The sequence below is a fragment of the Novosphingobium sp. genome, assembly GCF_041905565.1.
Classification (GTDB): domain Bacteria; phylum Pseudomonadota; class Alphaproteobacteria; order Sphingomonadales; family Sphingomonadaceae; genus Novosphingobium.
Window position 1 is genome coordinate 50,782 of record NZ_JAYRKX010000001.1, and the last position, 21,270, is coordinate 72,051.

Below are 21,270 nucleotides of genomic sequence, written 5' to 3' on the forward strand. Positions count from 1 at the left end.
CCGGCACGTCGGACCCCGCGAATTTCAGAACATCTTGCGAAATTCAACCTCGATTACCCGGCCGCGCGGATCCATGTAGTCAGCCTGGTACGAGATCGGCACCGCGCCGCTGGCATCGGTGACCTTCTGGCGCGAATCAAACAGGTTTTCCGCCCGTAGCGACAGGCGCGTGCCCTTCCAGAACGGCTTGTCCTTGAACTGCTGCGCCATGTCGACGAACAGGTTGACGTTCAGCTTGGTCACGCTGCCAAAGCGCAGATCGCTGGTGCCCGGCGCGCCGCTGGCCTTGACCCGCGTCGGCGCGGTCCAGCTGCCGTTGGCGAACATCCCGAAGCCGCGATAGAACCACCCGCCATTCATTTCGAGCGCATTTCGCGGCGTGCCGCCAGCGCTGAGCGCATCGCCGCCCAGCAGGTCCAGCACCGGACCGCCCGGCACCACCAGCACTTCGTTGCTAAACTGGACGGTATGGTACAGCGCCAGGTTCCACCGCCCCTGGCCGCTGCCGCCACCCATCATCCCCATCATGCCGCCGCGCGGACCGCCGCCACCGGGGCCGCGCATGCCGCCTCCAGCCGGAGGGCCGCCAGCCGGGCGCGGACCGCCACCACCCATGCCCATCATCCCGCCGCCGCCGCCACCGGGCGCAGCCTTGCCCAGCGAGCCGGACAGGTTGAAGCCCCAGCGCAGGCGCGAACTGGTCTGCTCGGCCAGGGTGACCGGGCGCTGGTCCACTGTCACGATCCGTCCGCTGGCATCGCGGATCACCCGCCCCGGATAGGCCGCTTCGATCGCCGGGGTCAGCAGCGGCAGGCTTGCCGTCACGTCGTTCGAGCGATTGCGGAAGTATTCGAGTACCAGGTTCGAATTGGCCAGCACCGGCAGCTGCCAGTTGGCCCCCAGCTTCAGGTCGCGCTGGCGTTCCTTTTTCAGCAGCGGGTTGCCCCCGCCGATCACCGTGGCCAGCACGGTTTCGCCACGCGTGAAATCGTAGATCGGGACGTTGAAGGTCTGGGTCAGCGGGTTGCCCAGCTGGCTGATCGCCGGCGCCGCCTCGTTGGCGATATAGCTGGCTTGCAGGCCCAGCTTGCCAGTGGGCGACCAGGTCAGCCCGGTGCTCCAGCTGTTGACCTGGCCAAAGTCGGACACATGGGTCCGGTCGGCGCTGAGGTTCAGCGCCACATCGCCCACGCCGGACAGGAAATGCTCGCGCCGGCTGGTCAGCGGAATCGCGACATTGACGCCTCCGATCACCCGGTTGCGGGTCAGCGAGACAGGACCGGTGACGGTACGCGAATCCTCGCTGTCGTAACCCAGCCAGGTGTAGCCGGCCTTGAGCGTGGTGGTCACTTCGCCTGCCGGCAGGCGCAGCGGCCGACCAACCAGGGTGACCAGGCTGTCCACCCGGTCGGAATTGGTCCGAGCCACATCGCGCCCCGCATTCGTCACGCCGGGCAGCGTGCCCGTAACCGACAGCGTGCCCGCCGCTGCCGCCGCGACCAGCGCGGTGGTATCGGCCCGGCGGTCGATCCAGGTGGTGCCTTCCGCGTGACTCGCATCGATCGTCGCGCTCAGCCGCCAGAGGCCCAGGAAGGTGTTGATCCCCGCCCCGCCCTGCACCGTGCGCGTGCGGCTGCGGCGTTCCAGCGGATCACCCAAGGTGCGCAGCACGGTTGCCCCGCCCGGCGCGGTCAGTTGCACCACATCAAGGCCAGAGAGGCTCAGGCTGTCGTCCTGGCTGAGATTGGCATTGGCGCTGATCTGGCCGCCAGTCCCGCCCTGGCCGAGCCCCTTGGCCCAGCTGAGGTTGAGACCTAGGTTGCGCGAATCCGCGATCAGCGTGCGGTTGGCCGCCGGATCCGGATCGCTGGCCACGCTGCGGAGCACCGACTGGACCACCGGCCGCTCGACTTCGGTCAGCGGGCTGGTATCCTCGGCGGTGACTGTCAGCGAGAAGCGCTGCGGCCCCTTCAGCTTGAGCGCGGTCGCCTCGAACTGTCCGGCGCCCCAATCGCCCCGCGTCGGCACGGCATATTCCGCCTCGACCCGCTTGCTGGTGTAATTGTCCTTGAGGATGAAGTTCACCACCCGCGCATCGGGCGCAAAGCCATAACGCAGGCCGACTTCCTCGGGCAGCACTTCGACTTTCTTGATCGCTTCGGGCGGATAATTGCGCATCTCGCGGAAACTGGTGATCCGCTGGCCATTGACCAGGATCGCCGGAGGGCCATCACCGCGCCCACGGCCCGAACCCGTCTGCGGCGCGATCCGGGTCAGAACGTCGGTGATCGAGGAGGCGCCAAGCGCGGCCACTTCCCTCTCATCAAACGTCGCGATCGGCGGCTGCGGCGCATCGACCTGCCCGCGCACCCGTTCGGCCACGACCAGGATTTCGGTGCCGGTGTCCTGCCCATCCTGATCGGCTGCGACTGGCGCGGGATCGGCGGGCGCTTCCTGGGCCTGGGCGGGCGAGGCAGCCATGACGGCGGCCAGGGCGATCAGGGAGAGGTTGGCATTCACGGGCTTTTCGTTCCACTTATGGCTTGAAATCAGGGGTTTTAACCGCCCCTCCCGTTCCCATGTCGCTCGTTGGCCGAACGGTCCGTGAATGGCAATATATCACCGCGTAACAATTTGTCGCGCGCCCGCAATACAATGCCAAATGCGGCAAATGCGCCTAAGGCTTCCCTTTTCGCGCCCGCGGGGCTATGGGGCGCCGCAATGAAGCTGAACTCTTACGGATATTGAGCGCGGATGGCGAAGGAAGAACTGCTAGAAATGCGTGGCACGGTGGTGGAACTGCTGCCGAACGCCATGTTCCGCGTCCGCCTGGAAAACGACCACGAAATCCTTGGCCACACCGCCGGCAAGATGCGCAAGAACCGCATCCGCGTGCTGGTTGGCGATGAAGTCCTGGTGGAACTGACCCCCTATGACCTGACCAAGGGGCGCATTACCTACCGCTTCATGCCCGGCCGTGGCGGCCCCGGCCAGTTCGGCTAAGCCCGGCGCGTGACCGCGCCTGCCCTGATCCTTGCCTCTGCCAGCCCTCGCCGCCGTGAACTGATCGCGCGGTTGGGGATTGAGCCTGCCGGGATTTCCGCCGCAGACATCGATGAAACCCCGCGCAAGCTTGAGGATCCGCGCGCCTATGCCGGGCGCATGGCGCGGGAAAAGGCGCTGGCGGTTACCTCCCCGGATGCCTTCGTGCTGGCCGGCGATACGGTGGTCGCCTGCGGCCGCCGGATTCTGCCCAAGGCCGAGGACGAGGCGACCGCGCGGCGTTGCCTTGAACTGCTGTCGGGCCGGCGCCACCGGGTGCTGTCGGCGGTCGCGCTGAAAGCGCCGGATGGAACGCTGCGCGAGCGCCTGTCGGAAACGGTCGTGCGCTTCAAGCAGCTCTCGGCCGAGGAAGTGGCCGCCTACCTTGCCGGCGGCGAATGGCACGGAAAAGCAGGCGGTTACGCAATCCAGGGCAGCGCCGAAGGGCTGATCGCCTGGATCGGCGGCAGCCATTCGGGCGTGGTCGGCCTGCCCCTGTTCGAGACGCGAGCGCTGCTCAAGGCGGCGGGATTCCCCCTTGGCTGAGTGGCTGGTCGAACGCGGCATCGGTGAAGACCGCGCGCTGCTGATCGACCATGACGAAGTGCTGGCCGCGCGGCTGCGCTGGCCTGGCGGGCTGGAGTCCGGCCTGGTCGACACCGCGGTGCTGACCACGCGCACCAAAGGGTCTAGACGCGGCACCGCGCGCTTTACCAACGGCGAGGAGGCGCTGGTCGACAGCCTGCCCCCCGCCGCCAGCGAAGGCGCCCCGCTCCGCCTCAAAGTCACCCGCGCCGCGATGTCTGAACGCGGCCGCTTCAAGCTCGCCCAGGCCCGCCCGAGCGACGAGCCGCTCCGCCCTGCCCCCACCCTGGCCGAGCAGACCGGCGGGCGCGAGGTCCATGCCTTTCCCCCCGCCCTGTGGGACGAGGTGTTCATCCAGGCCTGGTCCGGGCAGTTCGATTTTCCCGGCGGGGCGCTGACCGTCAGCGCGACCCCGGCGATGACCCTGATCGACATCGACGGCGCGCTGCCCCCGCGCGAGCTGGCGCTGGCGGCGGTTCCCGCCCTCGCCCAGGCGATCGGCCAGCTGGACCTGGCGGGATCGATCGGGATCGACTTTCCCACCCTGTCCGACAAGGCGGATCGCCGCGCGGTCGACCAGGCGCTGGGCGCGGCCCTGGCGCACTGGCCGCATGAGCGCACGGCGATGAACGGCTTCGGCTTCGTCCAGCTGGTCGCCCGGCTCGAGCGGCCTTCGCTGCTGGCGCTGCTGGCGCGCGACAGGGCGGGCGCGGCGGCCCGGCTGCTGCTGCGCCGCGCCGAAGCGGTCCAGGACCCCGGCGTGCTGCTGCTGAGCGCGCATCCCGCCGTGCGCCGGGCCGTGCGGCCCGAGTGGGAGGCCGAGCTGGCCCGCCGCACGGGGCGGCAACTGCGCTGGACCGAGCAGGAGGGCCTTGCACTGGACGCCGCCTTCGCGCAGGCGGTAGCGGCATGAGCATCGCCCCCACCCGCAAGTGCCCGATCTGCGGCAAACCCCGCGCCGCCGAGCATAGCCCGTTCTGCTCGGCCCGCTGCCGCGACCGCGACCTGGTGCGCTGGCTCGACGATGGCTACGCCCTGCCCGGGCCGCCCGCCGAGCGCGAGGACGACGGCAACTAGGTAGCTTCCCCGGGCCCGCCGGCAACGCGGTATTTGCCATGGCCGCGCTACCCCTGCGGGCTGGAAACCCGCACCGGGGGCAAAGCCGCCAATGACCGAACAGCTCGAAACCAGCCTGGACTTTCACGGCCTTGGCCCGCGCGATTACGGAGCGGGCTTTCGCCTGATCAGCAAGGTGCTGCGCCGCCACGGCAGCGACATCGTCGAACGCTTCTACGACCGGATCCGCGCCAATCCCCAGGCCCGCACCTACTTCGCCAGCGAGGAACGGATCGAAGCGGCCAAGCGCACCCAGTTCGAACACTGGACCTTGCTGTTTTCGCAGCCGATCGGCCCGGAATACCTCGAACGGGCGGAGCGCATCGGCCGCACCCACGCGCGCATCGGGCTGGAACCGCATCTCTATTTCGGCGGCTATGCCTTCATCCTGGGCGAGCTGATCCAGCGGCAGACCTGCGCGGGGTGGCTGGGCTGGCTGCCCGGCGTGCGCCGCCGCGCCCGCGCCAATGCCACGCTGGTGCGCGCCGCGCTGTTCGACATGAACGTGGCGATTTCCATGGTGCTTGACGCGACGCTGGAGGAAGTCGCTCTGGTTGCGCTGCACCTGGAAGGGACCGCGCGCGAATTGACCGGATCGTCCCACGATCTGGCGCTGCGCACCGAACAGCAGGCCAATGACCTGAACCGCACGGTCGAGGCGATGCTGCGCAGCGAGGCCGAGGGCCAGGCCGCCGGGGCCACTTCGCAGAACATGACTGCCGAATTCGACCAGACCCGCACCCAGGCGCAGCGCTGCGAGGACGTGGTCGGCGAAGCGGTCGCGGCGATGACCGAGATCGAGGCATCGTCGCGGCGAATCGGCCACATCACCGACGTGATCGACGGGATCGCCTTTCAGACCAACCTGCTGGCCCTGAACGCCGGGGTCGAGGCTGCCCGCGCCGGCGATGCCGGCAAGGGCTTTGCCGTGGTCGCCAGCGAAGTGCGCGCCTTGGCCCAGCGCAGCGCCGATGCCGCGCGCGACATCAAGGCGCTGATCGACGCCAGCACCGCCCAGGTCAGCACCGGCGCCGCGCTGGTCAGCCAGACCGGCGAGGCTGCCCGCGCAATCGTCGCGCGGATGGATACCGTGCTGGCGATGATCAACCAGGTCACCAGCCATCGGGCCATGCAGGAACGGGCGCTGGACGAAGTCTCGCAAGCCGTCGGCCGGATCGAAGGCACGACGCTGCAGAACGCGGCAATGGCCGAACAGGCCACCGCCCTGTCGCGCACCCTGGCTGACAAGACCACCGCGCTGGCCCGCCTGGTCATGCGCTTTCGCAAGACCGCGACCACGCCGGACGCGGCGGCTCCAGTCGGGACGGGCGAGATCGACAGCCAGCGCCTGGCGGCCTGAACCGGCACTTGCCAAACAAGGCTGCCAAAGGGGGTTGCCAAGCGCGGCGCACTTCGCCATAGGCGCGCTTCCAGCCGCTCGCCGGTCCACACAACGGACCGTCGCCGCAGCGCTGCCCGGGTAGCTCAGTTGGTAGAGCACATGACTGAAAATCATGGTGTCGGCGGTTCGATTCCGTCCCCGGGCACCACTGCCCTTGCTGCAAGCGGGCGTGGTGTCTAACAACTCCGCATGACACAGGGGGGGAGCAAGCCCGCGAGCAGCGGGATCGACTGGGAATCGTTGCCATACGGCGGCGATCTCTATGGCGAACTGCATCTGGCCGAGACCGCGCCGCAGCCCGCGCCGGAAAAGGACAGCTATTTTCCCGGCCTGGCGATCTGCGGCGTCGCGGCAGCGGCCGCGGCCTGGCTGTCGGACCATTACGGCTTTCCGATTATCCTGCTCGGCCTGCTGATCGGCCTCTCGCTCAATTTCATCGCGCGCGAGCCCAAGACCCACAAGGGACTCGATTTCGCCAGCCGCACCTGCCTGCGAATCGGCATTGTCGTGCTGGGGCTGCAAGTGACTTTCGGCCAGATCACCGCGCTGGGCGCCGCGCCGTTCGGTGCGCTGCTGGTGGTGATGACCGCAACCTTCTTTGCCGGAATGCTGGGTGCGCGGCTGTTCGGCCAGTCCAGCTATGCCGGGATGCTGGCCGGCGGCGCGACCGCGATTTGCGGTGCCAGCGCGGCGCTGGCGCTGTATGGCGTGATCGGCAAGGACCGGCTGAGCCAGGCGCAATTTGCGCTGACGCTGGTCGGCGTCTCGCTGGCGAGCGCCATGGCCATGTCGGTCTATCCGGTCCTGGCGGGCGAATTTGCGCTGAGCCACCAGCAGGCGGGGTTCCTGATCGGCGCCTCGATCCATGATGTCGCCCAGGCCATCGGCGGGGGCTATGCCTTTTCCGATGAGGCCGGCGCCTATGCCACGATCGTCAAGCTGGCCCGCGTCGCCCTGCTGGCCCCCGTTGTCGCACTGGTCACTCTGGCAATCGGCGCACCCGGCGAAGCGGCCGGGCAGCCGGTGTGGAAGCGCCTGGCCCTGCCCTGGTTCATCACCGCCTTCCTCGCCACGGTCGCGCTCAACAGTGTGGTAACCGTGCCAAAGGAACTGGCGCACGGCGCGCTGGTGGGATCAAAGGCGCTGCTGCTGCTGGCGGTCACCGCCACGGCGATGCGCAGCCGGATGGACCTGCTGATGGAAATGGGCTGGCGCGCGACCGTGCCGGTGCTGGCGGCCACAGTGATCAGCTTTGGCTGTGCGCTGGGCTTTGCGGTGCTACTGCTTTAGCGTTTGATGCGCTGCCAGCGCGCGGGCGCGGCCGGCGGGATGTTCCACCAGCTTGCGCGGATAGCCGCGCACCGGCAGCGGCGGATCGTGGATCGCCGCTTCGGGCAGGTGCGCCAGTTCCGGCACCCATTGGCGGATATATTCGGCCGCATCGAACTTGGGACTTTGCGTCAGCGGGGCCATGATCCGCACGAACATGTTGCTGTCCACCCCGGTCCCGGCGCTCCATTGCCAGTTGACCGCGTTCTGCGCGTAATCGGCGTCGATCAGCGTGTCCCAGAACCATTCCTCGCCCCGCCGCCAATCGATCAGCAGGTGCTTGATCAGGAAGCTGGCCACGATCATCCGCACCCGGTTGTGCATCCAGCCGGTGTGCCACAGCTGGCGCATCCCGGCATCGACGATGGGATAGCCGGTGCGGCCTTGCTGCCAGGCATTGAGGTCCGCCTCGGCCTCCGCCCCCTCGCGCCAGGGCAAGGCGTCATAGGCCGGGCGGGCATTGCGGGTGCCGTAATCGGGGAACTGCGCGATCACGTTCTGGGCATATTCGCGCCAGCCGAGTTCGCCCAGGAAGGTATCGACGCTGCCGCCGGCCCCGGCCACCGCGTGCCATATGGTCGCCGGTGAAATCTCCCCGAAGTGCAAGTGGGCCGACAGCCGCGAGGTGCCTTCCTGCGCGGGAAAGTTGCGGCGCTGCTGATAGCGCGCGGCGCGCGCGACGAAGGCATCGAGCCGGGCCAGCGCGCCCTCCTCGCCCGGAGTCCATTCGGCGCGGAAACCTGCCGCCCAGTCGGGCGCGGTCGGCAGCAGCGCCCAATCGTCGAGTCGGTCGCTGTCCGGCCAGTTTGCAGGCGCGGGAATGTGCTCCGGCGCGGGCAGTGGCGGCGCGGGCGGCATTCGTTCGTTCAGCGCGCGCCAGAACGGGGTGTAGATCTTGAACGGCGTGCCGCTGCCCGTCAGCACCGAGCCCGGCGGGGCAAGGTAATTGCCGTGATGCAGGTGCAGCGCCAGCCGCGCCGCTACCGCGCGTTCCGCATTGCGCCACCACGGCTCGTAATGGTGCAAGGCGTGGACGACCTGCGCGCCGGTCTCCCCGGCCAGCGCCGCCAGCACTTCGTCGCTCTTGCCGCGCCGCAGGATCAGGCGCGAGCCGCGCTGGCGCAGCGCCGCGTCCAGACTGGCGAGCGAATGGTGCAGCCACCAGCGCGATGCCCCGCCCATCCGGCGGTGGCGCGCGGTTTCATCGTCCAGCACATAGACCGGGATCACCGGCCCAGCCGCGCAGGCCGCCAGCAAGGCAGCCTGATCGCCCAGCCGCAGGTCGCGGCGCAGCCATACGATTGAAGGAGCAGTCATACCGGCGGCCTAGGCGCAGAGGCCCGGGCCGCCAATATGTCCCTGCGGGACGGTCAGTGCTCGACCGTCCAGGTCTGACCCTTGGCCAGCAGCTTCGACAGGTCGGTGTTCTTGCCTTCGCGCGCCTTGGCGTCCTGGCCCAGCAGTTCGACCTCGTAAGTCGGGCGCGGATCGTCATAGATCACGCCCAGCGCCATCGGGAACGGCCCGAACGGCATTTCGACCAGCATGTGCGCGACCGAACGGTTGGTCACGTCATGGACCAGCACGCCGGCGGCCTGCCAATCGCCATCGACCACGTCGACCACCTTCAGCGTCAGCTGCTCGGCGTCGAGCGCGATGCCCTTGGTGCCGCCGGTCTTCTCGGAACCGAACAGCATGGGTTCGCCGTTCTTCAGCCACAGCTGGCGGTCCTCGGCGCCCTTGGGGGCGGCGAAGTCCTCGAACCGGTCCTTGTTGTAGACGATGCAGTTCTGGAAGATCTCGACAAAAGCCGCGCCCTGGTGGGCATGGGCGGCCTTGAGCACGTCGGGCAGATGCTTCGACACGTCGAACCCGCGGGCGATGAACCGCCCGCCCGCGCCCAGCGCGAAGGCACAGGGGCTGGCCGGCCGGTCGACCGACCCCATCGGCGAGGTCGGGCTGTTGGTGCCAACGCGGCTGGTGGGCGAATACTGCCCCTTGGTCAGCCCGTAGATCTCGTTGTTGAACAGCATGATCTGAATGTTCAGGTTGCGGCGGATCAGGTGGAACGTGTGGTTCCCGCCGATCGACATGCCATCGCCGTCACCCGTGACCAGCCAGACGTCGAGTTCGGGGTTCGACAGCTTGATGCCCGTCGCAAAGGCCGGGGCGCGGCCGTGGATGGTGTGGAAGCCATAGCTCGCCATGTAATAGGGGAACCGGCTCGAGCAGCCGATGCCCGAAACGAACACCGTGTTGGCCGGGTTCGCGCCCAGATCAGGCAGAGTGCGCTGCACCGCCTTCAGGATGGCGTAGTCACCGCAGCCGGGGCACCAACGGACTTCCTGGTCCGATTCCCAGTCCTTGAGGGTGGTGGTCATGGGGGCAATCGCGTTCATGCCAGCGCTCCTTCGATCGCTGCCTCAATTTCGGCAATGGTGAACGGCTGGCCGCTCGTCTTGTTGAGCGGGCGGGCATCGACCAGGAACTGGTCGCGCAGCACGGTCTTGAACTGGCCGGTGTTCATTTCGGGGACCAGGATCTTGTCATAGCCCCGCAGCAGGTCGCCCAGGTTTTCCGGCAGCGGCCAGATGTGGCGGACGTGGATGTGGCTGACGTCCAGCCCTTTGGCCCGGGCGCGGCGCACGGCCTGGTGGATCGGGCCGTAAGTGCTGCCCCAGCCGACCACGGCCAGCTTGCCCTTGTCGTTGCCCAGAGTGACTTCCTGCGCGGGAATGCCCTTGGCCACGCCATCGACCTTGGCCTTGCGCGCGTCGGTCATCGCCTGGTGCGCGCCGGGGCTGTAATCGAGGTTGCCGGTGCCGGGGTTCTTCTCGATCCCGCCGATGCGGTGCATCAGGCCGGGGGTGCCGGGCTTGATCCACGGGCGCGCGCCCTTTTCGTCGCGGGCATAGGGCAGCAGCGTGCCGTCAGGGCCGTTGGGTTCCTGCAGGAACTGCACCGGGAACGGCTTGTACGCGCTGACGTCGGGCACCTGCCACGGTTCGGCGGCATTGGCGATGTAGCCATCGGTCAGCAGCATCACCGGGGTCATGTACTGCACCGCGATCCGGCACGCCTCGATCGTGCAATCGAACGCGTCGGACGGGCTGCGCGCGGCGATCACCGGCAGCGGCGTATCGCCGTTGCGGCCATAGACCGCCTGGTAAAGGTCGCTCTGCTCGGTCTTGGTCGGCAGGCCGGTGGAAGGACCGCCGCGCTGCGAGTTGACGATCACCAGCGGCAGCTCGGTCATCACCGCCAGGCCCATCGCCTCACCCTTGAGCGCGATGCCCGGCCCGGACGAGGAGGTAACCCCCAGGTGTCCGGCATAGCTGGCGCCGATCGCGCTGGCGATGGCGGCGATTTCGTCTTCCGCCTGGAAGGTGGTGACGCCGTATTCCTTCATCCCCGCAAGGTAATGCAGGATCGAGCTGGCCGGGGTGATCGGATAGCCGCCGAAGAACATCGGCAATTCCGCCAGCTGCGCGCCGACGACCAGCCCCAGCGCGACCGATTCCGCGCCGGTGACCGTGCGGTACAGGCCCGCCGGGCTCGGCACCGGATCAAGGTGGGTCTGGTGCAGCTGCCCGCCCAGTTCCGCGGTTTCGCCGTAAGCGTGGCCCGCGTTGAGCGCGGCGATGTTGGCTTCGGCCAGCACCGGGTTCTTCTTGAACTTGTTGTTCAGCCATTCGACCAGCGGAGCGCGGTCACGGTCGAACATCCACAGCGCCAGACCCAGCGTCCACATGTTCTTGCAGCGCAGGGCTTCCTTGTTGCCCAGGCCGAACGGCTTGACCGATTCCAGCGTCAGCGCGCTGATATCGAAGGCCAGCACCTTCCACTTGGCCAGGCTGCCATCCTCGATCGGGTTGGCATCGTACTTGGCCTTTTCGAGGTTGCGCTTGGTGAACTCGCCAGTGTCGGCAATGATCAGACCGCCGGCTTTCAGCGCCTGGACGTTGGTCTTCAGCGCGGCCGGGTTCATCGCCACCAGCACGTCGGGCGCGTCCCCGGCGGTGTCGATCTCGGTCGAGCCGAAGTTGATCTGGAACGCCGACACGCCGAACAGCGTGCCCTGCGGCGCGCGGATTTCGGCGGGGAAATCGGGGAAAGTAGCAAGATCGTTGCCCGACAGCGCGGTCGACAGGGTAAACTGTCCGCCGGTCAGCTGCATCCCGTCGCCGGAGTCCCCGGCAAAACGGACAACGACGGCATCGGGGGCATTGCTGGAGCGGGTTTCGGTTTCGGCGAGTTGCGTGGCCATGCTTGTTCCTTGTCAGGCGGACTGACGCCTTGGACCTGCGCCTAATCCCCTCCCTGCGCGGCGGGCAATCAAGAAAAACTGTCCTGCCGCCAATTCCACCAAAGGGCCGCCAAGGCGGCTAGTCAAGTGGCATTCGGCAATTTAACCTGTCGATTAAACGATAACCCGAGAGGATTCCCCCATGACCGATTCCACCCCCCTGATCCGTGAAGACGTCGCCGGGTTCCTGGCCCTGGCGAACAGCCTGCCCAAGCCCGAGGCGCTGGTGGCCGAAGAACAGCGCGCCGGCTATCTGGGCCTAAAGGCCATGACCGAGGCCGATCCGCGCCCCATGGCAGTGATCAAGGACCTGACCTGCCCCGGCCCCGCCGGTGACATTCCGGTGCGGTTCTATGACGTGCGGGAAAGCCGCGATCCTTCGCCGGTGGTGCTGTTCTTCCACGGCGGCGGCTTCGTGATCGGCGACCTTGATACGCACAATTCACTGTGCACCGAGCTGTCGGCCGAACTCGACCTGCCGGTGCTGGCGGTCCACTATCGCCTGGCGCCGGAACACCCCTTCCCCGCCGCGCCCGACGATTGCGAGGCCGCCGCACGCTGGCTGGCCGCAAGCCCGGCGGAACTTGGCCGCACGGTCACTGGCCTGATCACCATCGGCGGCAGCGCCGGGGGGAACCTCGCCACGGTCACCGCCCGCGCGCTGTGCGACCAGCCGGCCGCCGCGCCGATGCTGCTGCAAGTGCTGCTCTATCCCGCGACCGACGAATCGCAGGACGGCTCGATGGAAAACTTTGGTGAAGGCCACCTGCTGACCAAGGCGGTGATGGAATGGTTCTATTCGCTCTATCAGCCCAAAAGCGGCGATCCGCGCGCTTTCCCGCTGCACGCCAGCGCCAAGGGCATGTGCCCGACGATCGTCGCCACGGCGGGGCTTGATCCCTTGCAGGACCAGGGCCGGCGGATGGCGGCCAAGCTGGTCGATGCGGGCGTCGATACGCTGTACCTGCACATCGCGGGCATGACGCATGACTTTTCCTCCACCCGCAAGGCGCTGCCCAGCGCAGCGGCGGCCACGGCCAAGGTGATTGCGGCGATGAAGTTGATGTTGCAGCAGGTTTGAGGGTAAGGGGTCGGCCATGACCGACCCTTTCGTCCATCTCCCCTATCGCCCCTGTGTGGGCGTCATGCTGGTCAACCAGTCCGGCCACGTCTTCGTCGGCCAGCGGATCGACACGCGCGGCCAGCCTGACGAAGGCGGGGTCTATTGGCAGATGCCGCAAGGCGGGATCGACGATGGCGAAGAAGTGATGCAGGCCGCCATGCGCGAGCTGTGGGAAGAAACCGGGGTGGAGGAACGCCACATCACCCTGCTCGCCCAGACGCGCGAGGAACTGCTTTACGACCTGCCGGACGAATTGATCGGCAAGCTGTGGAAGGGCAAGTACCGCGGCCAGCGCCAGCACTGGGTGCTGGCGCGGTTCGGCGGCGCGGATGCTGACATCCATCTGGAACGGCACGATCCGCCCGAATTCTGCGACTGGAAATGGCTTGAGCCGGACCTGCTGCCCGAAGTGATCGTGCCGTTCAAGAAGCGGGTCTACCGCGCCGTGCTGGACGAATTCCGCGCCCTGATCTGACGGTTATTCCGGCGTCACCATCGACTGCGGCTTGACCTGGTCGGCGGTGACAACCTGCGGCGCCGGTCCCTTCTGGATCGCGGCGGCCAGTTCCAGCGAAGCGGCGCAGTCTCCGCCGCACAGCTGCTGCAGGCGGGTCAGGTTGCGCCGCGCCTTTTCCACCGCGCCTTTTTCGACCAGCGCCGCACCTTCGCCGGCGATGGCATACTGGTTGGACGGATCGATCTTCAACGCCTGACGGTAGTAATGCAGCGCCTTGCCCTGCATCCCCTGCTTGCGGGTCGCTTCGGCCAGGTTGAGATAAATCGCGACATGCCCCGGCTGGATCGCCAGCGCGCTTTCATAGGCGTCGATCGCTTCATCGATCTTGCCCACCCCCAGCGCGGCCCGGCCCTGCTGGACCAGCGCAGCAGCGCGCGGATCAAGCGGATTGGGGGTCGCACTGTGCGACATGCTGGAAGTGACGCCCGCCAGCAGCGCAAGCGCGAGGGCGGCCGGGGTAAAACGCATGATCTGCTCCCTGAGCGTAGCCATTTGCCGACTAGCTATCATATGGGTTCAAGCCGCGCGACGAAAAACCCGTCGGTCCCGTCGTGGCGCGGATCGAGCCGCAGCCCGGCCCCGCGCGGACGCCCGGCGCCCAGCTGCGGCAGGACCGCGCACCAGCCGGAATGCCGCGCCAGGAAGGCGGCGATCTGGTCCGCCCCTTCGGCATCGAGCAGCGAACAGGTGACATAGACCAGCCGCCCGCCCGGCTTCACCAGGGCGGCGGCAACGTCCAGCAGGCGCGACTGGACCGCGGTCAGCCGGTCCAGTTCCGCCGGGGTCAGCCGCCAGCGCGCCTCGGGATTGCGGCGCCAGGTGCCGGTGCCCGAACAGGGCGCGTCGATCAGCACCGCGTCCACCTGCCCGGCCAGGTCCGCCAGCGCTTCGGCCTCGCGCTGGGGGTTGAGCAGGCGCTCCTCGATCTGGACGGCCCCGGCGCGCTCTGCCCGGGGGGTGAGCCGGGCCAGCCGCGCGCGGTCGACATCGCAGGCGATCAGCCGGCCGCGATTGTCCATGCCCGCCGCCAGGGCGAGCGTCTTGCCCCCTGCCCCGGCGCACAGGTCGACCACCGTTTCACCGGGGGCAGCGGCCACGGCCTGGCAGGTCAGCTGCGAGCCGCCGTCCTGCACCTCGATCTGGCCCTGTTGGTAGGCAGGCCATTGTTCCACCGCCGTATCGGGCGGCAGGCGCAGGCCCTGCGGGGCGGCCAGCCTCTCTCCCGCAACCGGCAGGTCGATCCCGGCGCGGTCGGCCTTGAGGGCGTTGACCCGGATGTCGAGCGGCGCACGCTCCAGCAGCGCGGTCATCGTGGCAGATTCGATCCCGCTTTGCGCCAGGGCTGCTTCCAGCCAGGCGGGCGCGGTGCCGGGCGCGGCGGACACCTCGTCCGCGCCGATCGGCGCCGGGCCGTGCCCCACCCCGTCGAACAGCGCGGTCACCGCCGGGTCCTGCCGGGCGATCAGCAGCATCGCGGCGCGGCCGCTGGTGGGGACCTCTCCGCAGGCGCGGATCGCGCGGTAGACCAGCTCGCGCACCGCGCGGCGGTCCTTGCTGCCGGCAAAGCGCCGCGTGCGGAACCAGTCGGCCAGGATGCGGTCAGCCGGCGCGCCCTTGGCGCGCGCGGCCGCGACGATCAGGTCCAGCACCTCGATCGCCGCCTGGACACGGGCGCCCGGCGTCATGGCTCAGCGCGTCGGGTAGTTCGGCGCCTCGCGGGTGATGGTCACGTCGTGGACGTGGCTTTCCTTGAGGCCGGCATTGGTGATCTGGACGAACTGCGCCTTGGTGCGCAGGTCTTCGATCGTGGCGCTGCCGGTATAGCCCATCGCCGCCTTGATCCCACCAACCAGCTGGTGGATCACATCCTTTGCCGGGCCCTTGTAAGGCACCTGGCCTTCGATCCCTTCGGGGACCAGCTTCATCTGGTCCTTGATGTCCTGCTGGAAATAGCGGTCCGCGCTGCCGCGCGCCATCGCCCCGACCGAACCCATGCCGCGATAGCTCTTGTAGGCGCGGCCCTGGTACAGGAAGGTTTCGCCCGGCGCTTCGGCGGTGCCGGCCAGCAGCGAGCCGACCATGATCGTGTTCGCGCCCGCCGCCAGCGCCTTGGCCGCATCGCCGCTGGTGCGCAGGCCGCCATCGGCGATGATCGGCACGCCCGCATCGCGCGCGGCGCGGGCCGCGTCCATGATCGCGGTCAGCTGCGGCACGCCAACGCCCGCGACGACGCGGGTGGTGCAGATCGAACCCGGCCCGATCCCGACTTTGACCGCATCGGCCCCGGCATCGATCAGCGCGCGGGTCGCTTCATAGGTGGCGACGTTGCCGGCGATCACCTGGGCGGAATTGGACAGCTTCTTGACCCGTTCGACCGAACGGGCAACGTCCTTGTTGTGGCCATGCGCGGTGTCGATGATCACCACGTCGCATTCCGCCGCCAGCAGCGCCTCGGTCCGTTCGAAGCCCTTTTCGCCCACGGTGGTCGCCGCGGCCACGCGCAAGCGCCCGGCCTGGTCCTTGGTCGCTTCGGGATAGGTGACGGCCTTTTCGATGTCCTTGACCGTGATCAGGCCGACGCAGTGGAACGCATCGTCCACCACCAGCAGCTTTTCGATCCGGCGCTGGTGCAGCAGGCGGCGCGCCTCGTCCTGGCTGACGCCCGCGCGCACCGTGGCAAGGTTTTCGTGCGTCATCAGCTCGCGCACCGGCTGGGCCGGGTTGTCGGCAAAGCGGACGTCGCGGTTGGTCAGGATGCCGACCAGCTTGCCGCCGTCCTCGACCACGGGAATGCCGCTGATCCGGTTGATTTCCATCAGCGAGCGCGCATCGCCCAGCGTGGCATCGGGCGTGATGGTGATCGGATTGACCACCATGCCGCTTTCAAACCGCTTGACCGCGCGCACCGCGGCGACCTGTTCCTCGACCGTCAGGTTGCGGTGGAGCACGCCGATCCCGCCCAGCTGGGCCATGACGATCGCCATGTCGGCTTCGGTCACGGTATCCATCGCCGACGAGATCACCGGGATGTTCAGCGCGATGTCGCGCGTCAGCCGGGTGCGGGTGTCCGCCATCGAAGGCAGGATTTCGGACTCCGCCGGACGCAGCAGAACGTCGTCGAAGGTCAAGCCGAGGGGGATGTCCATGGGTGCCACTATGCCTTTTGCGCGGGTCGATTCGTGGCGGCCCATGTAAACGCACCGGCGCGCTACCGCTAGGGGGCTATTTTGCGGCTGTGGGAACCTTCTTCACATCGGCGAAATGACGGGCCAGCGCGACGAGGAAATTGACGTCGTCCACCGCCCCGCCCAGCTCGATCGTCGGCTTCAGCACATCGGCCGGGCGGTGATAGTCGGTTTCCATGAAGCGTTCCATGCGCGGCACGTCCGACCAGGCGGTCGAGACCAGCACGGTGGGCACATCGTGCTGGAGCAGCGCCCAGCCATCCTGGCGGCGGACATAGGCATTGGCCGCCAGGCCATCGACCAGCTTCTTCTTCTGCGCCTTGGCCACGGCGGCGATCCCGGCGTCCAGCGGGGTCATCCCCTTGCCGACAATGGCAAAGGGCGATCCGGCGGGGGCAATGGCGACAGTGTCGATATTGAACGCGGCGACGATCTGCTTGAGCGGCAGCGGCGGGTTTTCGGCAAAGGCGTGGGCGCCCAGCAGCCCCAGTTCCTCGCCCGTGGTCGCCACGAAATAAACGTCCCGGTCCAGCGCCGGCAGGGCCGACAGCTTGCGCGCCACTTCGGTCAGCACGGCAACGCCGCTGGCATTGTCGATCGCGCCGTTGCAGATCAGGTGTTCCACCGGCGGTTCGGCGCAGATGCCGAAGTGGTCCCAGTGCGACAGCAGCAGCACCGCGCCCGCATCGCTGCGACGGCCCGCCAGCTTGCCGATCACGTTGTGGGTGTTGATCCGCGTTTCCCGGGTGGTCGCCTCAAGCGATACGGCCAGATCGAGCGGGCGCGGGGCGAAATCCGCCGCATTGCTGGCGGCCTGGAGCGTATCGACCGACTGACCGGTGCCCGCCAGCACGCCGTTCAGCCCCTCGCGCGTGATGAAGGCTTCCAGATCGCCGCCCAGCTCGTCACTGGCCAGGGCATAACCCGAACGGCCGCGCCGGGCGATGACATTGTCCAGCGTGCGTTCGCCGTCCAGCACGGTCAGCACGGCCGAAGCGCCTGCGCGCAGCAGGGCGTTCTGCCGTTCGCTGCCGTCCTGCCCGCCGTCGAGCAGCAAGGCCACCCGCCCGGCCAGTTCGGCCCGGGTCGGCATGGCCCGCGCCGCGCCGACGAACAGCACCGGCGCATTTTCGATCAGGCTGCGCTTGCCCGAAGTGAAGGCCTGGACCGCGCCCGGCGCAACATAGACCCGCCGCCCCTTGCGGGTGAAGGCGGCGCGGCTGCCATCGGGTTCGCGCGCGATCAGGGTAACCGGCGCAAACCAGCTGTGACGCGGGTTGTTGGTGCCGGATTCCAGCCCGATTTCAAACCATTCCTTGCCGATGTAGCGCAGCGTCTTCGCCTCGCCCTCGGTCCCCGGTTCGCGCCCTTCATAGGCGTCGCTGGCCAATTCCTGGATATGTTCGAGGAGCTGCGCTTTAAGCGCCTGGTCGGCCTTGCTGGGCTTTTTCGCGGCCTGGGCGGGACCAACGGCCAGCGCTGCCGCTGCGAGCAGCAACAGGCATCGGTTCATCGATCTCCCCGCACGGCTCATCCCGGCATGACTACAGCAAGCCGGGCCCGCGACAAGCGGCTTTGCGACCAGCGGTGCGAGTTAAGGCGCGGGGGTGGCAGGAAAGTTACACTCACCTGCCCGGCCGCTCCGGCATGCCTATTCGGCGGTCCAGCCGCCATCCATGCTGATGTTGGTGCCGGTGATGTTCGCCGCCGCATCGCGGCACAGAAATACCGCCATTTCAGCAACATCGCTGGGCTGGACGAACTTCTTGGTCGGCTGGCGGGTCAGCAGCACGTCCTGGATCACCTGTTCACGGGTCATCCCGCGCGCCGCCATCGTATCGGGGATCTGGTTTTCCACCAGCGGCGTCCAGACATAGCCCGGGCTGATGCAGTTGGCGGTGATATTGAACGTCGCCAGTTCCAACGCCAGCGTCTTGGTCAGCCCGGACAGGCCATGCTTGGCCGAGACATAGGCCGCCTTGTAGGGCGAGGCGGTGAGCGAATGCGCGCTGGCGGTGTTGATGATCCGTCCCCAGCCCGCCGCCTTCATGTGCGGGATCGCCAGGCGGCAGGCATCGAAGGCCGCCGTCAGGTTGAGCGCGATGATCATGTCCCACTTGTCGACCGGGAATTCCTCGACCGGGGCAACGTGCTGCATGCCCGCATTGTTGACCAGCACGTCGATCGGCCCGGCCCCGGCCATCAGCGCTTCCACCCCGTCGCGGCGCGACAGGTCGGCAGGCACGTGCACGGCCTGCAATTCGTCGCACAGCCGCGCGATGGTGTCACCGTCGCCAAACCCGGACAGCACGATCTCGGCCCCTTCGGCCCGCAGCGCCTGGGCAATTGCCAGGCCGATACCCGAAGTGGAACCCGTGACCAGCGCCCGCTTGCCCGAAAGAAACATTCCCGACTCCAACAGTTTGAGGATTTGGCTATAGTCAGGCCATTGCCGCTGGCTGACCACTTGTCCAGCGGACACGGAGGGTTGCCGCATGCGTCTGGACGATTTTGATCCCAATGCCATCGATGTCGAAGATCAGCGCGGCGGGGGCAGCCGCGGCGGTTTCCAACTGGGGCGCGGGCGGCAGGTCGGCTGCGGCACCCTGGTGATTGCGCTGATCGCGGCGGTGGTGTTCGGGGTCGATCCCAGCCAGATGCTCGGCGGCCTGAGCCAGACCGGCGATGCCCCGCAATTGCCGGGCGAGCCGGGCACGGGCCGCTCTGCCGCCTCAGGTGCTTCGGGCGCGGTGGAAAGCTGCTCGGTCGATGCCGCCAGCCGCGAAAGCTGCAATGCGCTGTCCTCGCTCAACAAGACCTGGCAGCCCTTGTTCCAGCAGGCCAGGATCGAATTCCAGCGGCCCAAGCTGGTGTTCTATTCGCAGGCCGGCAGTTCCGGCTGCGGTTCGGCGCAAAGCGCGATGGGGCCGTTCTATTGCCCCAGCGACCGGGGGATCTACCTCGACACCGATTTCTTCCAGCAGATGGACCAGCAGCTTGGCGCCACCGGCCAGTTCGCCCGCGATTACGTGATCGCGCACGAATACGGCCACCATATCCAGAACCTGCTGGGCATGTCCGACCAGGTCCATTCGCTGCAACAGCAGAACCCGCGCGCCGCCAACCAGCTGTCGGTGCGGCTGGAATTGCAGGCAGATTGCTATGCCGGGGTCTGGGCCGCCCGCAACCGCGACCGGCTGGAACCCGGCGACATGGAAAGCGGGCTGAACGCCGCCCATGCGATCGGCGATGACACGCTGATGAAGGCTGCGGGCCGCCGCCCGGTCGAAGCCTCGTTCACCCACGGCAGCAGCGAGCAGCGCATGTCCTGGCTGCGCAAGGGGCTCGAGACCGGCAACGAGGACGCCTGCGACACCTTTGCCGACATCCGGCGGCGGTCCTGAACGCTGGCGGCCGGCCGGTCGCTGGTGTAACCCCATGGCCATGCGCCTGACCGACTGCCACAACATCGACGACTTCCGCCTCCTCGCCAAGCAGCGCCTGCCCTGGCCGGTGTTCGACTATATCGACGGCGCAGCCGACGACGAGGCGACCAAGGCCCGTAACACCGCCGCCTATGCCAGCGCCGACCTGGTGCCGGACGTGCTGGCCGGGGTGGCGGAAATCGACACCAGCTGCACGATCATGGGCCGGCCAAGCGCGCTGCCGCTGATGCTGTCGCCCACCGCGCTGCAACGCGTGTTCCACTGGCAGGGCGAACGCGCAGTGGCCCGCGCGGCGGAAAAGTTCGGGCTGTGGTGCGGCATTTCCAGCCTGGCGACCGTCAGCATCGAGGAGATCGGCGCGATGATCTCCACCCCCAAGCTGTTCCAGTTCTACTATCACAAGGACCGGGGCCTGAACCGCAGCATGATCGAGCGCTGCCAGGCGGCGAAATTCGATGCCATCGCGCTGACGGTGGACACTATCGTCGCGGGCAAACGCGAACGCTGCGCCCGCAGCGGCTTTACCTCGCCGCCGAAGTTCACGCCGAGCTCGTTCCTGTCTTATGCGATGAAGCCCCGGTGGGGCCTCGATTACCTGCTGCGCGAAAAGTTCGCCCTGCCCAACCTCGATACCCACGTGCAGGAAGGGACCGGCGAGGCTGTGTCGATCGCGGGCTATTTCAACACCATGCTCGACCAGACACTCGACTGGAAGATGGCCGACCAGCTGCGCGAGGACTGGGGCGGCAAGTTCTGCCTGAAAGGCGTGATGAGCGTGGCCGATGCCCGCCGCGCGGTGGAAATCGGCGCGGATGCGATCATGATTTCCAACCACGGCGGCCGCCAGCTCGACGGCAGCCGCGCCCCGTTCGACCAGCTGCGCGAAATCGTCGATGCGGTGGGCGGACAGATCGAAATCATCTGCGATGGCGGGGTGCGGCGCGGCACCCACGCGCTGAAAAGCCTGTGCGCCGGGGCCACGGCGGCGTCGGGCGGGCGGCTTTACCTCTATGCCCTCGCCGCGGCCGGGCAGGACGGGGTGGAACGCGCCATCGCCATCCTGAAGGACGAGATCGAGCGCGGCATGAAGCTGATGGGTGTCCACAACGTGGCCGAACTGACGAGCGACCGGCTGCGCTGGCGCTGAACGCGGCGCGGGCGCAAGGACGGCGGCGGACAGTATCGCTCAACACCTGCCCGCCGCCGCTTCCAGTTCAGG

At 67.9% G+C, this 21,270-nt stretch carries 19 protein-coding genes and 1 tRNA gene; 11 read left to right on the forward strand and 9 right to left on the reverse strand.

Annotated elements, in window-relative coordinates:
* Window positions 1–24: 24 nt before the first annotated feature.
* On the reverse strand, window positions 25–2,481 hold the full coding sequence (locus ACE3N9_RS00270; RefSeq protein WP_374279688.1) for a TonB-dependent receptor domain-containing protein: 2,457 nt from the start codon (window positions 2,479–2,481) through the stop codon (window positions 25–27).
* Window positions 2,482–2,754: 273 nt separating this feature from the next.
* Between ACE3N9_RS00270 and infA the strand changes: the two genes are divergently transcribed.
* The 7 genes from infA to ACE3N9_RS00305 all read left to right on the forward strand — a co-directional run bounded on the left by infA (window position 2,755) and on the right by ACE3N9_RS00305 (window position 7,435).
* Window positions 2,755–3,003, forward strand: a complete 249-nt coding sequence (infA, locus tag ACE3N9_RS00275) for a translation initiation factor IF-1 (RefSeq protein WP_147090742.1) — start codon at window positions 2,755–2,757, stop codon at window positions 3,001–3,003.
* A gap of 9 nt (window positions 3,004–3,012) precedes the next feature.
* Window positions 3,013–3,588: a nucleoside triphosphate pyrophosphatase gene (locus ACE3N9_RS00280; RefSeq protein WP_374279690.1), complete on the forward strand. Its 576-nt coding sequence runs from the start codon at window positions 3,013–3,015 to the stop codon at window positions 3,586–3,588.
* Window positions 3,581–4,540 carry a ribonuclease gene (locus tag ACE3N9_RS00285; protein ID WP_374279692.1) on the forward strand — a complete coding sequence of 320 codons (960 nt, stop codon included), beginning with the start codon at window positions 3,581–3,583 and terminating at the stop codon, window positions 4,538–4,540. The genes ACE3N9_RS00280 and ACE3N9_RS00285 overlap by 8 nt, the downstream gene beginning before the upstream one ends.
* On the forward strand, window positions 4,537–4,704 hold the full coding sequence (gene yacG / locus ACE3N9_RS00290) for a DNA gyrase inhibitor YacG (RefSeq protein WP_374279694.1): 168 nt from the start codon (window positions 4,537–4,539) through the stop codon (window positions 4,702–4,704). Before ACE3N9_RS00285 ends, yacG begins: the two co-directional genes overlap by 4 nt.
* A 91-nt stretch (window positions 4,705–4,795) precedes the next feature.
* Window positions 4,796–6,103, forward strand: coding sequence for a globin-coupled sensor protein (locus ACE3N9_RS00295; RefSeq protein ID WP_374279696.1), 1,308 nt, complete (start codon window positions 4,796–4,798; stop codon window positions 6,101–6,103).
* 114 nt (window positions 6,104–6,217) lie between these two features.
* A tRNA-Phe gene (locus ACE3N9_RS00300) sits at window positions 6,218–6,293 on the forward strand.
* 41 nt (window positions 6,294–6,334) lie between these two features.
* Window positions 6,335–7,435 carry a YeiH family protein gene (locus ACE3N9_RS00305; RefSeq protein WP_374279698.1) on the forward strand — a complete coding sequence of 367 codons (1,101 nt, stop codon included), beginning with the start codon at window positions 6,335–6,337 and terminating at the stop codon, window positions 7,433–7,435.
* On the opposite strand, the gene ACE3N9_RS00310 is transcribed toward ACE3N9_RS00305, so the two are convergent.
* The 3 genes from ACE3N9_RS00310 to ACE3N9_RS00320 are packed head-to-tail and all read right to left on the reverse strand — an operon-like array spanning window position 7,424 to window position 11,741.
* The gene (locus tag ACE3N9_RS00310) at window positions 7,424–8,791 is read right to left on the reverse strand and encodes a deoxyribodipyrimidine photo-lyase (protein ID WP_374279700.1); all 1,368 of its coding nucleotides are present in this window, start codon (window positions 8,789–8,791) and stop codon (window positions 7,424–7,426) included. The genes ACE3N9_RS00305 and ACE3N9_RS00310 overlap by 12 nt on opposite strands.
* 53 nt (window positions 8,792–8,844) lie before the next feature.
* A complete protein-coding gene (locus ACE3N9_RS00315) occupies window positions 8,845–9,873 on the reverse strand; it encodes a 2-oxoacid:ferredoxin oxidoreductase subunit beta (protein WP_374279702.1) in 1,029 nt (342 codons plus the stop codon).
* Complete coding sequence (locus ACE3N9_RS00320) at window positions 9,870–11,741, reverse strand: 2-oxoacid:acceptor oxidoreductase subunit alpha (protein WP_374279705.1); 1,872 nt, start codon at window positions 11,739–11,741, stop codon at window positions 9,870–9,872. The genes ACE3N9_RS00315 and ACE3N9_RS00320 overlap by 4 nt, the downstream gene beginning before the upstream one ends.
* A 181-nt stretch (window positions 11,742–11,922) precedes the next feature.
* Here ACE3N9_RS00320 and ACE3N9_RS00325 point away from each other — a divergent pair, with 181 nt between their 5' ends.
* Together ACE3N9_RS00325 and ACE3N9_RS00330 are read left to right on the forward strand one after the other, a co-directional pair.
* Window positions 11,923–12,861, forward strand: coding sequence for an alpha/beta hydrolase (locus ACE3N9_RS00325; RefSeq protein WP_374279707.1), 939 nt, complete (start codon window positions 11,923–11,925; stop codon window positions 12,859–12,861).
* Between the two features lie 16 nt (window positions 12,862–12,877).
* On the forward strand, window positions 12,878–13,378 hold the full coding sequence (locus ACE3N9_RS00330; protein WP_374279709.1) for an RNA pyrophosphohydrolase: 501 nt from the start codon (window positions 12,878–12,880) through the stop codon (window positions 13,376–13,378).
* A 3-nt stretch (window positions 13,379–13,381) separates the two neighbouring features.
* Here the strand turns inward: ACE3N9_RS00330 and ACE3N9_RS00335 are convergent, their stop codons facing one another.
* From ACE3N9_RS00335 to ACE3N9_RS00355, 5 genes are all read right to left on the reverse strand, one after another.
* On the reverse strand, window positions 13,382–13,888 hold the full coding sequence (locus ACE3N9_RS00335) for a tetratricopeptide repeat protein (RefSeq protein ID WP_374279711.1): 507 nt from the start codon (window positions 13,886–13,888) through the stop codon (window positions 13,382–13,384).
* A 38-nt stretch (window positions 13,889–13,926) separates the two neighbouring features.
* Window positions 13,927–15,105, reverse strand: coding sequence for an RsmB/NOP family class I SAM-dependent RNA methyltransferase (locus tag ACE3N9_RS00340; RefSeq protein WP_374279713.1), 1,179 nt, complete (start codon window positions 15,103–15,105; stop codon window positions 13,927–13,929).
* Window positions 15,106–15,108: 3 nt separating this feature from the next.
* The gene (guaB, locus tag ACE3N9_RS00345; RefSeq protein WP_374279715.1) at window positions 15,109–16,566 is read right to left on the reverse strand and encodes an IMP dehydrogenase; all 1,458 of its coding nucleotides are present in this window, start codon (window positions 16,564–16,566) and stop codon (window positions 15,109–15,111) included.
* Between the two features lie 76 nt (window positions 16,567–16,642).
* A complete protein-coding gene (locus ACE3N9_RS00350) occupies window positions 16,643–18,118 on the reverse strand; it encodes a M28 family peptidase (protein WP_374279717.1) in 1,476 nt (491 codons plus the stop codon).
* Window positions 18,119–18,256: 138 nt separating this feature from the next.
* Window positions 18,257–19,012 (reverse strand): 3-hydroxybutyrate dehydrogenase, encoded by a 756-nt coding sequence (locus ACE3N9_RS00355; RefSeq protein WP_374279719.1) that lies wholly within the window; start codon window positions 19,010–19,012, stop codon window positions 18,257–18,259.
* A gap of 88 nt (window positions 19,013–19,100) precedes the next feature.
* Here ACE3N9_RS00355 and ACE3N9_RS00360 point away from each other — a divergent pair, with 88 nt between their 5' ends.
* Entirely contained in the window at window positions 19,101–20,009 is a 909-nt protein-coding gene (locus ACE3N9_RS00360) for a neutral zinc metallopeptidase (RefSeq protein ID WP_374279721.1), read from the forward strand.
* A 40-nt stretch (window positions 20,010–20,049) separates the two neighbouring features.
* Window positions 20,050–21,198 carry an alpha-hydroxy acid oxidase gene (locus ACE3N9_RS00365; protein ID WP_374279723.1) on the forward strand — a complete coding sequence of 383 codons (1,149 nt, stop codon included), beginning with the start codon at window positions 20,050–20,052 and terminating at the stop codon, window positions 21,196–21,198.
* Window positions 21,199–21,270: the final 72 nt, after the last annotated feature.

Coding starts and splice junctions, on each gene's coding strand:
- ACE3N9_RS00310 (WP_374279700.1), bottom strand. CDS start 8,791: ATGACTGCTCCTTCAATCGTATGGCTGCGCCGCGACCTGCGGCTGGGC.
- ACE3N9_RS00270 (WP_374279688.1), bottom strand. CDS start 2,481: ATGGCTGCCTCGCCCGCCCAGGCCCAGGAAGCGCCCGCCGATCCCGCG.
- infA (WP_147090742.1), top strand. CDS start 2,755: ATGGCGAAGGAAGAACTGCTAGAAATGCGTGGCACGGTGGTGGAACTG.
- ACE3N9_RS00360 (WP_374279721.1), top strand. CDS start 19,101: ATGCGTCTGGACGATTTTGATCCCAATGCCATCGATGTCGAAGATCAG.
- guaB (WP_374279715.1), bottom strand. CDS start 16,566: ATGGACATCCCCCTCGGCTTGACCTTCGACGACGTTCTGCTGCGTCCG.
- yacG (WP_374279694.1), top strand. CDS start 4,537: ATGAGCATCGCCCCCACCCGCAAGTGCCCGATCTGCGGCAAACCCCGC.
- ACE3N9_RS00295 (WP_374279696.1), top strand. CDS start 4,796: ATGACCGAACAGCTCGAAACCAGCCTGGACTTTCACGGCCTTGGCCCG.
- ACE3N9_RS00330 (WP_374279709.1), top strand. CDS start 12,878: ATGACCGACCCTTTCGTCCATCTCCCCTATCGCCCCTGTGTGGGCGTC.
- ACE3N9_RS00325 (WP_374279707.1), top strand. CDS start 11,923: ATGACCGATTCCACCCCCCTGATCCGTGAAGACGTCGCCGGGTTCCTG.
- ACE3N9_RS00315 (WP_374279702.1), bottom strand. CDS start 9,873: ATGAACGCGATTGCCCCCATGACCACCACCCTCAAGGACTGGGAATCG.
- ACE3N9_RS00365 (WP_374279723.1), top strand. CDS start 20,050: ATGCGCCTGACCGACTGCCACAACATCGACGACTTCCGCCTCCTCGCC.
- ACE3N9_RS00335 (WP_374279711.1), bottom strand. CDS start 13,888: ATGCGTTTTACCCCGGCCGCCCTCGCGCTTGCGCTGCTGGCGGGCGTC.
- ACE3N9_RS00305 (WP_374279698.1), top strand. CDS start 6,335: ATGACACAGGGGGGGAGCAAGCCCGCGAGCAGCGGGATCGACTGGGAA.
- ACE3N9_RS00355 (WP_374279719.1), bottom strand. CDS start 19,012: ATGTTTCTTTCGGGCAAGCGGGCGCTGGTCACGGGTTCCACTTCGGGT.
- ACE3N9_RS00350 (WP_374279717.1), bottom strand. CDS start 18,118: ATGAACCGATGCCTGTTGCTGCTCGCAGCGGCAGCGCTGGCCGTTGGT.
- ACE3N9_RS00340 (WP_374279713.1), bottom strand. CDS start 15,105: ATGACGCCGGGCGCCCGTGTCCAGGCGGCGATCGAGGTGCTGGACCTG.
- ACE3N9_RS00320 (WP_374279705.1), bottom strand. CDS start 11,741: ATGGCCACGCAACTCGCCGAAACCGAAACCCGCTCCAGCAATGCCCCC.